At 48.7% G+C, this 13,942-nt stretch carries 12 protein-coding genes and 1 tRNA gene; 6 read left to right on the top strand and 7 right to left on the bottom strand.

Annotation, left to right across the window (positions count from 1 at the left end):
• Positions 1 to 19 precede the first annotated feature (19 nt).
• The gene (locus R3187_RS05815; RefSeq protein ID WP_318965762.1) at positions 20 to 772 is read right to left on the bottom strand and encodes a DUF481 domain-containing protein; all 753 of its coding nucleotides are present in this window, start codon (positions 770 to 772) and stop codon (positions 20 to 22) included.
• Positions 773 to 774: 2 nt separating this feature from the next.
• Positions 775 to 1,608 (bottom strand): mechanosensitive ion channel family protein, encoded by an 834-nt coding sequence (locus R3187_RS05810; RefSeq protein ID WP_318965761.1) that lies wholly within the window; start codon positions 1,606 to 1,608, stop codon positions 775 to 777.
• 137 nt (positions 1,609 to 1,745) lie between these two features.
• Here R3187_RS05810 and R3187_RS05805 point away from each other — a divergent pair.
• The 3 genes from R3187_RS05805 to R3187_RS05795 all read left to right on the top strand — a co-directional run bounded on the left by R3187_RS05805 (position 1,746) and on the right by R3187_RS05795 (position 3,853).
• Positions 1,746 to 1,821: transfer RNA gene (locus R3187_RS05805), tRNA-His, on the top strand.
• 106 nt (positions 1,822 to 1,927) lie between these two features.
• Complete coding sequence (locus R3187_RS05800; protein ID WP_318965760.1) at positions 1,928 to 2,467, top strand: DUF1285 domain-containing protein; 540 nt, start codon at positions 1,928 to 1,930, stop codon at positions 2,465 to 2,467.
• Positions 2,468 to 2,569: 102 nt separating this feature from the next.
• The gene (locus R3187_RS05795; RefSeq protein ID WP_318965759.1) at positions 2,570 to 3,853 is read left to right on the top strand and encodes an amidohydrolase family protein; all 1,284 of its coding nucleotides are present in this window, start codon (positions 2,570 to 2,572) and stop codon (positions 3,851 to 3,853) included.
• Positions 3,854 to 3,918: 65 nt separating this feature from the next.
• On the opposite strand, the gene R3187_RS05790 is transcribed toward R3187_RS05795, so the two are convergent.
• The 4 genes from R3187_RS05790 to R3187_RS05775 form a co-directional block, all read right to left on the bottom strand.
• Complete coding sequence (locus R3187_RS05790; protein ID WP_318965758.1) at positions 3,919 to 4,398, bottom strand: DUF2489 domain-containing protein; 480 nt, start codon at positions 4,396 to 4,398, stop codon at positions 3,919 to 3,921.
• Entirely contained in the window at positions 4,398 to 4,955 is a 558-nt protein-coding gene (yihI, locus tag R3187_RS05785; RefSeq protein WP_318965757.1) for a Der GTPase-activating protein YihI, read from the bottom strand. The genes R3187_RS05790 and yihI overlap by 1 nt, the downstream gene beginning before the upstream one ends.
• 31 nt (positions 4,956 to 4,986) lie before the next feature.
• A complete protein-coding gene (locus tag R3187_RS05780; RefSeq protein ID WP_318965756.1) occupies positions 4,987 to 5,661 on the bottom strand; it encodes a class I SAM-dependent methyltransferase in 675 nt (224 codons plus the stop codon).
• Between the two features lie 592 nt (positions 5,662 to 6,253).
• Entirely contained in the window at positions 6,254 to 6,880 is a 627-nt protein-coding gene (locus R3187_RS05775; protein ID WP_318965755.1) for a c-type cytochrome, read from the bottom strand.
• 181 nt (positions 6,881 to 7,061) lie between these two features.
• On the opposite strand from R3187_RS05775, the gene yihA reads away from it, so the two are divergent.
• Positions 7,062 to 7,691: a ribosome biogenesis GTP-binding protein YihA/YsxC gene (gene yihA, locus R3187_RS05770; protein ID WP_318965754.1), complete on the top strand. Its 630-nt coding sequence runs from the start codon at positions 7,062 to 7,064 to the stop codon at positions 7,689 to 7,691.
• A 443-nt stretch (positions 7,692 to 8,134) separates the two neighbouring features.
• Here yihA and polA read toward each other — a convergent pair whose 3' ends face one another.
• Positions 8,135 to 10,927 carry a DNA polymerase I gene (gene polA / locus R3187_RS05765; protein ID WP_318965753.1) on the bottom strand — a complete coding sequence of 931 codons (2,793 nt, stop codon included), beginning with the start codon at positions 10,925 to 10,927 and terminating at the stop codon, positions 8,135 to 8,137.
• Between the two features lie 604 nt (positions 10,928 to 11,531).
• Here polA and R3187_RS05760 point away from each other — a divergent pair.
• Positions 11,532 to 11,924 carry a c-type cytochrome gene (locus R3187_RS05760; protein WP_318965752.1) on the top strand — a complete coding sequence of 131 codons (393 nt, stop codon included), beginning with the start codon at positions 11,532 to 11,534 and terminating at the stop codon, positions 11,922 to 11,924.
• A 162-nt stretch (positions 11,925 to 12,086) separates the two neighbouring features.
• Positions 12,087 to 13,940, top strand: coding sequence for a diguanylate cyclase domain-containing protein (locus tag R3187_RS05755; RefSeq protein ID WP_318965751.1), 1,854 nt, complete (start codon positions 12,087 to 12,089; stop codon positions 13,938 to 13,940).
• The last annotated feature ends 2 nt before the right edge of the window (positions 13,941 to 13,942 follow it).

The following is a 13,942-nucleotide window of genomic DNA, read 5'->3' as shown; positions in this document are numbered from 1 at the left end:
CGGCTAAGGCGCGATAAGACTAAAAAGAATAGACCAGGGTAAGCGAGGTTTGGGTGTCAGTGTTTTCTTTATTTGGCTGCACATCAGAATCGTTCTGCACCAGAAAGGCAGCTTTCATTTGCATGGCACCATTTATTTTCGCCGTCACTGAGGTTTCGGCAATGGTACGGGTATTGTCTTCACCGTACTCTACACTCAGGGTCTGACTAAAAGCTGCCGATTCACTGATTTGCCAGTTGAAGGCCGCTGCGCCACGGACAATAAGCCCGCTTTCTGACTCACCGGTCGCCCGTTTACCACTGAAATAACCCGGACCTATTTCTACATCCAGATGTTGTGTTTCAGCGTCATAAATCCGGGTACCATAACCTACAGCTACCGTATTATATTTTTCAAAGGCACCAAATTTATCGCTGGTATGCGAGCCAATGATAAATAAATTATCGTGTTCGGTATCCAGTTTATAGGCACCTTTGGCCGAAATAAGATAACGCTCGGCAGAGCGTTCGGTTACGGTATTACCGTCAGCATCGGTTTTTTCATCCTCTTTAAAATAAGCACTGACGATATACTGATTGCTCCATTGCTCCAGTTCCTGCCGGGCATCAATTTTACCGGTAATTGACGTGCCGACAGTATTCCCTGACGTGGTTATGGCGCCTAATTCAGCTGAGGTTTGCCACACTTTATCGTCATCGTTGCCGGCTTCCTGCGCACTGAGGGCGCTGCTGACAGCCAGGCTGCCCAGCGCCAGTACAGTGAAAAGCTTCATGCTTACTCCTTATTTTCAGTTTGCTCTTTAATTAAATGCACGTCCATTTGCGGGAATGGGATACCGATGCCTTTCTCGTCAAAGATCAGTTTCACTTTTTCCAGGGTATCCCAGTAAACACCCCAGTAATCGGCTGAGTTTACCCAGGGCCGGACATTTAAATTAACAGAAGAGTCGGCCAGCGCTGCTACTTTAATGCTGAATTCCGGGTCGGCCAGCACCCTCTCGTCATTTTGCAGAATTTCTTCTAATGTTTTTTTCGCCAGTAATAAGTCTGAATCGTAGCTGATACCAATCACCAGATCGACCCGGCGGATAGGTTCGGCAGAGTAGTTGGTGATAGGGTTGCTGGTGATTTGGGCGTTTGGCACGATAACCCGCTTGTTGTCCGGGGTTTTCATTTGTGTCTGGAAAATCTCTATTTTTTCGACCGTGCCGCTGACACCACCGCCCTCGATAAAGTCGCCGGCTTTAAAGGGCCGGAACAAAATAATCAGAATGCCAGAGGCAAAATTGGCTAATGACCCCTGCAATGCCAGGCCAATAGCCAGACCGGCAGCACCCAGAATGGCGATAAAGGCGGTTGTTTGCACTCCCAGTTGCGACAAGGCCATCAGAATAGTGGCAATAAGAATTATGGCATAAACAATACTGACCAGAAACGCGACCACGGCTTTATCAACAGAGCGGGCAAGCAGACCGCGTTCCAGCAACCGTGAGACTCCTTTGGCGACAATCCGGCCAATATAGAAAATAACAATAGCGGCTACCAGTTGCAGTAGATAGCCCAGTACGACCTCGTGATTTTCCTGATAAAATGTCGTTATCTCTTCCATTACCCATTCCTTATTAAAACGTAATATCAGCGCAAGTTTAGCAATCTTAGTCCGGTGATGGTACGCCAGTGCATGCTTTAAGTAAAAAAACTTGGTTGGCGCAGCAATTTTAGCTAAAATATCCCGCATACACTGCGGTGACTGTAGCTCAGTTGGTAGAGCCCCGGATTGTGATTCCGGTTGTCGTGGGTTCGAGCCCCATCAGTCACCCCACTCTGCTTCTGCTTGCCGGGATCGCCTGGTACAACAGTCACAGGCTTGACCCTGTTACGTCTGCCCTCTATTGTTAAGATCACTTGCAACAAAAACCCATACTGAAATGGATTTAGCGTCCCTGCAACAGCAACTTCAATGTCCGGATCTGGCACCGGTAGAAAGCTGGCAACCCAAGTTCTGTGGCGATTTACCGTTGTTAATCACTGCCGACGGTCGCTGGTTATATCAGGGCAGTGAAATACGCCGTCAGCCTATGGTACGGTTATTTGCGTCTGTGCTTATTTGCCAGCAGCAACAATATTATCTGCAAACACCGGTCGAAAAAGTACGGATCGAAGTTGAAGACGCGCCTTTTCTGGTGGTTGCCAGTCAATGGCAGAATACAGTAAACGGGCCCCTGCTGACCCTTACCACAAATATTGGTGACGCAGTCAGTGTTACGCCGCAGTATCCGCTGCGCTTAAAACAGTTTGAGCGGCAACAGTTACCCTATTTGCAATTATGGCGGGGCTTGTCTGCCCGTTTAAACCGCAATACCTATTACCAGCTGATTGAGCAGTGCAGCGAAGTTTACTGTGATGGCGCCAGTCATTATCAGCTGAAAAGCGCAGGCTACCCATTTACGCTGGGCGTACTGGCCTGATCTGGCAGTTCAACGTACAAAATATGGGCTGTATCGCAGCGTTGTTGCTAAGCGCTTAACAGCAGGTGCACAGTATGAAAATCACTAAAAGGAAACCCTACTATGCGTCAAGCTGTACTGTCCGTCGCCATTTGTCTGAGTATCAACGCTAGTGCTGTCAGTGCCGCAACACTGATCCACGCCGGTAAGCTGATTGATGTTGAAGCTGGTAAAGTGTTGACCGAATACACCATTACTGTTGATGGCGATAAAATCTCATCGCTGGCAGCCGGTTTTCGCCAGCCAGCAGCTGGCGACATCCTGATTGATCTGTCACAGCATACTGTGCTGCCGGGCTTAATGGATATGCACACCCACTTTTATACTCAGTTCAGCCCCACTGTCTATAGCGAAGGCCAGCGCATGAACGAAGCTGACTTTGCGCTTCGCGGTGCAGTTTTCGCAGAGAAAACCTTACTGACCGGTTTTACCACTGTGCGTGAGCTTGGTGATCAGCACCATATCAGTGTGGCGTTGCGTAAGGCTATTGCTCAGGGCTATGTGGATGGGCCAAGAATATATGCGGCAGGTAAGTCTATTGCCACCACTGGCGGTCATGCAGACCCGACCAATGGTGTGGCGTTTAATCAGATGGGCAACCCTGGCCCGAAAGAAGGCGTGATCAACGGCGCTGATGATGCGCGCAAAGCAGTGCGGCAACGTTATAAAGAAGGCTCTGATTTAATTAAGATTACTGCAACCGGTGGTGTACTCAGCGTGGCCAAAAGTGGCAGCAATCCGCAATTTACCGATGCCGAGCTGGTAGCTGTGGTGGAGACAGCGAAAGATTACGATATGAAAGTCGCGGTACATGCTCACGGCAAAGAGGGGATGGAGCGGGCCATCAAAGCCGGCGTCGATTCTATTGAACATGGCACCTTTATGGATGAACAAACCTTTGCTTTGATGCGCAAGCATGGCACCTATTATGTTCCTACCATCAGTGCCGGTAAATGGGCGGCAGAAAAAGCGGCCATTAACGGTTTCTTTCCCGAGTTGGTGCGACCCAAAGCAGCCAGTATTGGTGGTTTAATTCAGCAAACTTTTGGTAAGGCTTATCAGGCCGGGGTGAAAATTGCCTTTGGTACTGATGCCGGCGTGTTTCCGCATGGTGAGAACTGGCGGGAGTTTATTTATATGACAGAAGCGGGTATGCCGGCAATGGCCGCTATTCAGTCTGCCACGATTGAGGGCGCGAAGTTACTGGGTGCAGAAGCAGAGTTAGGCAGCATCAGTAAAGGTAAAATTGCTGATATTATTGCCGTGCCCGGCGATCCGCTGCAGAACATCGGGCTGATGGGCGAAGTGAGTTTTGTCATGAAAGCCGGTAAGGTTTACAAGCAGTAATATTGCGACGCAGCTAAGCTGGCTACTCTGCTGTCAGCATTACGCCAGCGTAGGTACACAATTACTTAAGCTGGCTTAAAACGCTGCAATAATTTACTGGTCTCGGCCATTATTTGCGCTGCTAAATCCTGTTCAGCCTGCAACCGCTGCTTATCCTGCGCTGCCGTTGCTTGCTTACTTTGCTGTTTTCTGGCCTGATGCGTGGGCATGTCTTTAATTACCTGATACATCTGAAATATACCCGGGTAATCTGTGGCCAGCGGCCCCTGCTGTTGTTCTGGCAGCCGGTTCAGTAACACCCACACCCGCAATGCACCCTCCGACAGCTCACACTGGCCGGCGTCCACCGCCTTACAGATAGTATAAATGCTTTGTTCAACATAAAGTTGATTCTGTAACTGCTGCTGTTGCTGCTTCTGGGCCTGCTGTGACTGTTGCTTTTTCTGTTGTTGCAGTAACCACAACAGCTTACCGGCATAGAATGCCAGGCCCGCAATAATCAGCAGTGCTAAACTAACCAGCGTTATTATCCAGGGGTTTTGCATTAATCCTCATCACCTAAAATAGACTTACGCCAGTCAATACGCTCGAACTGGGCCAGCGGATCGTCTTCTTCTGCAGCGCCAGTTGGTTCTGCCAACCCAAGTTGCTCCAGCAGTTGCTCAAGTCTGGCGGTTTTGGCGTTAAAATACTTAGCGTCTTTTCCGGTCAGCACTTCATTATTTTCAACCCGCTCCAGCAACTGTTGCAACAGCGTGTCGTTTTCAATCATTGCCAGTTCTTCAGCTGCACTCAAGCCAGGCACCACGGCTTTAGTTAATCTGGCTTTTGGTTGCATATCAGGCTTTAATTGCGGGGCGACAGCCGGTTCAGCGACCAGTGCTATCGGTTTTTTACTGCCGGTTCTGGGGTCTTTCGGCCCACTGTGTCCCGTTTGCTGCTCTGCCTTGTATTCAACAATGGCGTTACGGCTGCCGGATTTTTTGCCCGCGCCTTTTTTCTTGGTTTCTTCTTTGGGCTGGCGCAGTTTGCGAGCTTCTGCTGCAGGCATATGGCGTTGGCCATTGTTGCCGGTACTACGACTTTTCTTTTGACGCGTCATAACAGGATACCTGTAAAAAAGGGCGCGTATTTTAACCAGTTTTCTGCAGGATCACCACATCATTCGTCACAAAGTCGGCGCTCATTTTGTGCCGGGCAGCCAGCCAACCGAACGTGTCCTGATGAAAAAAGCTGACATGCGTCGGGTCATTTTTGTAGTGCCAGTGACGAAACGCCGCTAAATCGGTATAGCGCTTGGTCATTATTGCCAGCAAACCAGCCGGTTTAAGCAGCTGCAGCCAGAGTTGCCACTCGTGTTGTGGATTAACAAAATGTTCAATCGCCTCGCTGCAACAGATAAAATCGTATTGTTGCTGCAATGCCGCCGGATTATCAGCAAAGTATGGATCCCATACCTGCATCTGTTGACCGGCCTCTGTCAGCATGCTGGCTAGTAACGGACCCGGTCCACAGCCAAAATCAAGACCACTATAGCCAGCAGAATGGCCAGCAGATGAGCCAGCGCCGGCTAACCGGGCAAGTAACGGCTCGCTTAGTCTGCTGAGGAATTGCCGGTAACCAGCGTCATTCAGATCATTGTTGTGCAACAGGTACTGGGCATATTCGGCCTGGCTGCTAAGCAGACAGGTTCTGTCGGCAAAGACCAGAGCGCAAACATCGCAGCGGAAGTAGCAGCGCTGCTTATCCTGATGATAAAAATCGGTAGTGGGGGCCTGGCAAAGTGGACAGGGTGAAAGCGCAGACATTGCCTTAGGTGACCTCAGAGAAGCAGCAGATTCTGACATGGGGTTATTGTAAAAAACAAAAGGGCGATAAGATAGCCTTATCGCCCCGTATACTTGTGTCTAGGTGGACACTTCTCTCAATTTCGCTAAATCATCCTGATGCGTTTACAACGACCCTGTTAATACAAGTTCCATATATTGTTGCTTATCTTCCCTGTATAATATTTTCTTCTTCACGACCATCCTGGTACTTTATTACTCATCCATGGGCGTTTTGCAACGCTATGCACCTTCCTGATGCCAAATAGAGTGTACCGATACCGGCACTTACTTCCTTGCCGCTTGCGCAGTTCCCTGTTGTTATTTGTTACTAAACGTAACTGGGTTTAATTTACTCTGATCTGAGCAGATGACAAGCCTTTGCTGAAAAAAAATGCAATTTTACTGGCTGCATATTCAGTTTTACTATTTAAATCAGTTGGTTATTTTTCAGTGGCAATATCAGAAAAGTTCAATATTTTTTTCGATTTGGCAGATTGCTTACAGCTTTGTAAGAAATATCTCACAGAAAGGGGGGAGTGACGGGGCAGTAGCCCCGTCAACAGCGGAGAAATCAGTGCAGACCGCCTAAATACTGTGACAGCACTTCAATATCTTCATCGGTCAGTTTTCTGGCAATGTCACCCATCATACCATTCATGTCGTTGGCACGGGTGCCGGCACGAAATTCTAACAGGGTTGCTTTCAGATAAGAGGCATGCTGGCTGGAAATTTTGGGAAAGCCCGCCAGACTGGTGCCAACGCCACGGGGGCCATGACATGCAATACAAGCAGCAATACCCCGAGCTTCATCACCACCCCGGTATAACTGCTGGCCTTTGGCAATCACATCTTCAGGAGTGGTGCCGTTGCTCATACTTTGCGAAGCAAAATAGGCTGCCAGATCTTTCATATCCTGATCTGATAGTGGCGCGACCATCCCAAACATGATTGGATTGTTGCGGCCTTCTTTGCCTCCTGTTGCCATACCCAGCTTATAGTCCGTTAACTGTTTATACAGGTACTCAGCATGCTGGCCGGCAATTTTTGGATAAATATCTACCATGCTGTTGCCATCTGTGCCATGACAGGCTACACAGGTGGTCGATTTAGCTTTGCCTGCTTCAGCATCACCGTCAAAGGCATGAGCTGTACCGATTAAACCGATTAACAGCGTCAGTGGAAGTACGAGTTTTTTCATTTTATATCCGTCTCTGTCCGCATTAAACCGCCAGCAAACTGGCAACCAAGTAAGTTTATAAGAATTAGTGCAGCCATTTTACACGAAACTGCCCAAAGTAAAATCCCATCTGCGTTGCAAAAGCTTCTTCCGATCCGCCAGATCCGTTACAATGGCCCAAATTTAACCGCCGGAGCAGGCAGTGTACAAAGCAAAATTCAATTATCAACAAGCTACTTTTTTAACCAGCGCACCGGATATTAAGGCATTACCAGCCGACACCGGTATTGAAGTTGCTTTTGCCGGTCGGTCCAATGCAGGAAAATCCAGTGCATTAAATACGCTGACCCGGCAAAATAGTTTAGCCCGTACCAGTAAAACCCCGGGCCGGACTCAGCTTATTAATACCTTTGTCTTTGCCGAGAACAAAAGACTGATTGATTTACCAGGCTACGGTTTTGCCAAAGTGCCACTGGCGGTAAAGGAAAAGTGGCAAAAATCACTGTCGCAATATCTGGAACAGCGGCAAAGTTTGCAGGGGTTGGTGGTGCTGATGGATATTCGCCATCCACTGAAAGATTTAGATCAGCAGCTGGTACACTGGGCGGTTCAAAGTGAGTTACCGGTACTTATTCTGCTGACCAAGGCCGATAAGCTCTCACCCGGCCCCCGCAAAAAAACCTTACTGGAAGTGCGGGAAGCCGCGTTGGCGTTTATGGGAGATGTGACGGTACACATGTTCAGTTCGTTAACTAAAATTGGCATGACTGAATTTGAACAGACGCTGGATAACTGGTTCAGCGCTGACAGTAATGCAAATTCGCCAGGGTAAAAACGTCAGCTATAAAAAAACCGACACTGCAAAGTGTCGGTTATAGCAATCGGGGAGAAGCTAATAATTCAAATCAACAGGGTGTCTTATCGCTAAGACGGCGCCATTATACAATAAATTCTGCCTGTTTAAAGTATTTGCTCTAAAAAATATTGTTTAATTTCACTTCAAGCCGGGCTAGTTCAGCTGTACTGGCGGTTTTCAGATAAAAAAACGCCCCGCTGTAAAACAGCGGGGCGGCTAAATAAGCCTACTTTCTATAGCCTGCCATGCTGGCGTGGCGCTGAAAGATAGAACATCTTACCTCTGTACCCTACCCGACAAATTTTAACCACTCAGCCGGCAATTGCAAGTTTTTATGTAATAAAACTACAAAAAAATAAAAATTAAGCCTGTTTAGTTTGTTTCTGTAATTAAATTACCATGCAGACATGCTACTTTCACTAATGAGCCTGATCCCAATTATCGCCGCTGCCTGCTTCAGCCAGTAATGGCACCTTTAAACTGGCGGCACTTTCCATAATACTGACTAATTCAGTTTGCACTGCAGCTAAATCAGCGGCGGGTACTTCAAATACCAGTTCATCGTGGACCTGCATAATCATTTTCAGATCATTATTTGGCTGGCTAGCTAGCCAGTTGTCCACTTTGATCATCGCCATTTTAATAATGTCGGCAGCAGTGCCCTGCATCGGAGCATTAATTGCTGCACGTTCAGCGGCTTTCTGCCGGCCCATATTGCGGGCATTAATATCGGGTAGATAAAGCCGGCGGCCGAACAAAGTCTCAACATAGCCCAGCTCATGCGCCTGTTTACGGGTATCTTCCATATAGCGCAGTACGCCCGGGAACCGATCAAAATAGCGGTTAACGTAATTTTGTGCGTCGCTGCGACTAATGCCCAGCTGTTTGGCCAGACCAAAAGCCGACATGCCATAAATAAGGCCGAAGTTTACCGCTTTTGCCTGACGCCGTTGTTCGCTGCTGACATCGCTGAGCCCGACCCCAAATACTTCAGCGGCAGTGGCTTTGTGCACATCTAAACCTTTGGCAAAAGCTTCGAGTAACGCGTTATCACCCGATAAATGCGCCATAATCCTTAATTCAATTTGCGAATAGTCGATCGCCAGAATTTTTTTACCCTCAGGTGCGATAAAAGCCTGGCGAATGCGCCGGCCCTCTTCACTGCGAATGGGAATATTCTGCAGGTTCGGCTCAGTTGAGCTCAAGCGGCCGGTGGCAGCTATCGCCTGATGATAAGAAGTATGCACCCGGCCGGTTGCCGGATTAATCACTTTTGGCAGTTTATCGGTATAGGTTGATTTTAATTTGCTTAAGCCACGGTGCTCGGTAATAAGTTTGGGGAAGTCATATTCCAGCGCCAGTTCTGCTAAAACGTCTTCGGCAGTAGACGGCGTGCCGCCCGGCGTCTTTTTAAGTACCGGCAAGCCCATCTGATTAAACAGTATTTCCTGCAACTGTTTGGGCGACGCCATATTAAATGTCTGACCCGCCTGCTGATATGCCTGCTCAGCCAGCTCATCAATTCGCTTTGCCAGCTGCTGACTTTGCCGCTCCAGCACTTTGCTGTCAATCAGCACACCATTGCGTTCGATTTTACTCAGCACAGACAGCAAAGGCACTTCTATTTCTGTAAGTACTTTGGCCAGACCTGGCTCGGCTGCAATTTTCGGCCACAGTGTCTGATGTAATTGCAAGGTAACATCGGCATCTTCCGCTGCATAAGGCGCAGCCTGTTCCAGCGCTATCTGATTAAAACTCAGTTGCTTGGCGCCTTTGCCGGCGATATCTTCAAAGCTGATATTACTATGGCCCAGATATTTAAGTGCCAGGCTGTCCATATCATGCCGGCTGGCCACAGAATTAAATACATAGGATTCGAGCATGGTATCGAACCGGATACCTTGCAGGATAATATCGTAGCGGGCCAGTACGCTGCGATCGTATTTCAGGTTCTGACCTACTTTCGCCTTGTTGTTATTCTGCAGCCAGGGTGTCAGGGCAGCCAGCACATCTTCACGGTTCAGTTGCTCAGGTGCGCCGACATAATCATGCGCCAGTGGCAGATACCAGGCCTGACCGGGGGCAATGGCAAACGACATGCCGACCAGCTCTGCCTGCATATAGTCCAGGCTGGTGGTTTCGGTATCGAATGCGGTCAGCTCGGCGTTATCCAGCAACTGCAGCAGTTCTGTAAAGTCTTTCTGGTTCAGAATAGTTTTATATTGACTGCGATCCAGCGTTGGCGTCACGGTTGCAGGCACTTCTGCGTCAGCATTATTCTGATCATCTGCCTGTGTCTGTTCGGCGGTGGTCAGCAGCTCGGGTGCCTTCTGCTGCAGAATTTCTGCCAGCCAGCGTTTAAACTCGCAATGGCGGTATAACTCAGCCAGTTGCTGTTGGTCTGCCGGCTGAATTGCCAGATCATCCAGCTGACAATTCAGTTCCACATCGGTTTTAATCGTCGCCAGCTGATACGATAATTCCAGTTGTGCTTTGTGCTCAGAGAGCTTGGCAGCCATAGTTTTGGCTCCACGGAAATTCAGCTCTGCGACTTTATCCAGCTGCTGGTAAATGTTTTCAATCGAACCCAGCCCCTGCAGCAGCGCTGCGGCCGTTTTTTCACCAACACCAGGCAGGCCCGGAATGTTGTCGACTTTATCACCCATCAGCGCCAGATAGTCGATGATGGCTTCCGGTCCTACGCCGAATTTGCTGACGACAGAGTCAGGATCGAGCAGGGTGTTAGTCATCGTGTTGATCAATGTAACGTGACCATCTACCAGCTGGGCCATATCTTTATCACCGGTAGAAATCAGGGTGTGCCGACCGGCGCTGCTAGCCTGACGAGCCAGGGTACCAATAACATCATCAGCTTCCACGCCACTGATGCACAGCAACGGTAAGCCCATGGCCCGCACGATCTGATGAATGGGCTCAATCTGGCTGCGTAAATCATCAGGCATTGCCGGCCGGTGTGCTTTATATTCACTGAACATATCGTTGCGAAACGTCGGGCCTTTGGCATCAAATACTACCGCCATATGGCTGGGGCTGTACTGCCGCAACAGGCTTTTCAGCATATTGATTACCCCGTAAATAGCACCAGTGGCTTCTCCCCGTGAATTAGTTAAATGTGGTGGTGAATGGTAAGCGCGGAATAAATAAGACGAACCATCTACTAATATCAGTGGATTTTTCGGGATGTAAACCATAGCTAAGCTGTCCTGCAGAAATTTGCTATAGCATGCCACAGCCGACGGATGACAGCCACAATTGTGGTACCCGGTACTTCGAAGATTTTAACGAATAAGCTGTGGATAACTTTGTGTAAAACTAATAGAAGACAGCCACGCATTTAAATAAATGATGGGTATCTGTATTGGCTAACTGCATGATTTGTAATGTAAACGAGGGGGAATCGCGAACGCCCTTGTTATTATTATTTTTACATCCATTTTGTGGAAAAACTTTCTACAGGGTCGGGGGAAGGATGACAACCTGGTCATTCCCTGACTGAGTAGGTCGATTAGACTACCACAAACCGGACTATTGCATAGCAGTTGTTTTAAATAATTTTGCTATTAAAAGTGGCTTGTTAAAGAAGCTAAAAGCATAAACCAGAGCAGGCAGGGCTTAGCGGGCTGTTAGCTAATTCAGGTGCAGCTGATCCTGGCTGAAGCCGGAACCGTAATCAGCAAAAACAGAGTTGCTTAATAAAACAGCAGGTCAGATCGACATTGCAGTCTTTTAATTGCGACAGCTTGCAGGCTATAATGGCAGCAATATCATTCTGTCTTGAGCTATGGGAAACTTTTAATGAAGAAACTAACTTTTGCGCTGGCGTCGTTACTGCTTGCGGTTGGTGCAACTGCCAGTACAGATAATAACGAAGAATTAGCTAAGCGTATCGCGCCGGTAGGACAGATATATATTGCCGGTCAGCAAGCCGAAGTTGCTGCTGAAGCCAGTGGCCCGCGTTCTGGTGAGCAAGTTTACAAAGGTGCCTGTATTGCCTGTCATGGTACGGGTGCACTTGATGCGCCGAAACCCGGTACAGATAGCTGGAAACCACGGATCGCTCAGGGCTTTGATGTTATGCTGAAGCACTCGATTGAAGGCTTCAACAATATGCCGGCAATGGGGACTTGCGCTACCTGTAGCGAAGACGAAATTGCTGCGGCCATCCGTTTTATGATTGATGGCGTTTAATAATCAGCGACGTTGCCAGAACAAAAGCCGTGCTTTGCACGGCTTTTGTTTTTAAAAAAGGCACCCAAGATAGTGTGTTTAACGTCCGATCACTTCCATGTGGCGAAACTTTGTGCATAATAAAGATTATTCCTACGCCAGCAGAAGCAGAGCAGAATTAAGTTGAAGCTAAACGGATCACAACTCCAACTAGTAAAAGCCAAGGCCCGCCGGCTGACCACCCTGATTGGTCGTTACCGGCAAGCTTATACCATTCAGGGCGCGTTGTTAAAATTGTCTGAACTGGCCAGCACCATCAGTGATATGCGGGAGTTTTACCCGGCTATCCATAAGATGGTGTCGGAGTTACTGCATGCCGAAAATTTTTATGTGGTGTTGTACGACACCAGTACAGAGCAGTACCAGCTGCAATACTTTTCTGATGAGAAAGATCAGCAATATATTAAACAGGTGCCTTCTACCGCGTTCTCCAGCGGTCTGACCGGCTACGTCACTAAAACCGGTAAGCCGTTGCTATGTGACAAAGATCAGTTTGATGCAATGGTAGCTAATGGTGATATCCGGGCCCAGGGTTCAGAATGTACCCACTGGATGGGCATTCCACTATGGCGGGATTCACAGTTAATTGGTGTGATGGCCATTCAGACTTACGACAGTGACTATCGCTATGGTGATGAAGAACTGGCGATGTTCCTCAGTATTGGCGGCCATACTGTTACCGCGCTGGATCGGGTAAAAAGCCGGGAGTTGCTTGAGCTCACCGTGCAGGAACGCACCCAGCAACTGCAGTTAATTAATCAGTCGTTACAAAAAGAGATTAAAGAGCGGACCAATGCCGAACGGCTGCAGGCCGCGTTGTACGAAATATCTGAGCTGACCGCCAGTAGCCGGGATATGCAAAGCTTTTATAAAGCGGTGCACAAGGTACTGTCAGGCCTGATGTCAGCCGATAACTGTTATATCGCCCTGCTTAATAGCGATCAGACCAAGCTGACCTTTCCATTTTATCTGGATCAGTATTCGCCGCCGGCCCGGGAGCGGCCTATCAGTCGTGGCTTTACCGAATATGTAATTCGTTGTGCTGAAGCGCGGTTAATTAATACTGATGCTGCCGAGCAACTGGCGGCAGAGGGTGAAATTCGTCGCGGGATGGCTGATCCGCTGCAACGCGCGCGATTGTCTTCATGCTGGTTAGGCGCGCCATTGCTGATAGATCAGCGGGTGATCGGCGTCATTGCCGTACAGTCATACGATAATGCTTATGACTATACCGAGCAGGAACTGAGTATATTACGTTTTGTTTCCCAGCATATTGGCGTCGCTATTCAGCGCAAGCTGGCCGCAGAGAAGCAAAAGCAGCATCAGGAAGAGCTTGAGCGCAAGGTGTTTGAAAGCACCCGCGAGCTGCGGCAGACCAATTTATTTCTGCGGTTACAGGTAGAAGAGCGTAAAAAAGCCGAGCAAAAGTTGTTTTACGAAGCCAACCACGATTTGCTAACCGGCCTGGCTAACCGGCAGATGTTTCTGGAACAGCTTAAGCGCCAGTTTGCCATTTATAAGCGTCAGCCAGATATTGGTATGGCCTTGCTGTTTCTGGATTTAGACCGTTTCAAACTGATTAACGATACGCTGGGCCATCATATTGGCGACGCTTTTCTGATTGAAACCAGTAAACGAATATTAAGTGCGGTACGTGAGCACGATCTGGCAGCCCGGCTTGGCGGCGATGAATTTGTGGTGCTGCTGCAGAACCTGCAGGGCGAACATGACGCAGAAGATGTGGCCCAGCGGATTATAGAAAAGGTCCGTGAGCCTTATTACCTGGAAGGCCAGCAGGTAAATTCCGGTGTCAGTGTTGGCATCGCGCTGATGCAGGCCGATTACAGTAACGGTGAGCAATTGTTACGGGACGCCGATGCCGCTATGTACCATGCCAAGGCGCTGGGGCGGGGTCGTTATGCCATCTTCCAGGACAAAATGCGCGACCAGATGCTGCGGGCACTCGGCGCCGAGTAGGT

The sequence above is a fragment of the Arsukibacterium sp. genome (assembly GCF_033721375.1).
Lineage (GTDB): Bacteria > Pseudomonadota > Gammaproteobacteria > Enterobacterales > Alteromonadaceae > Alishewanella.
This window is presented reverse-complemented; position numbering and strand designations above follow the sequence as displayed.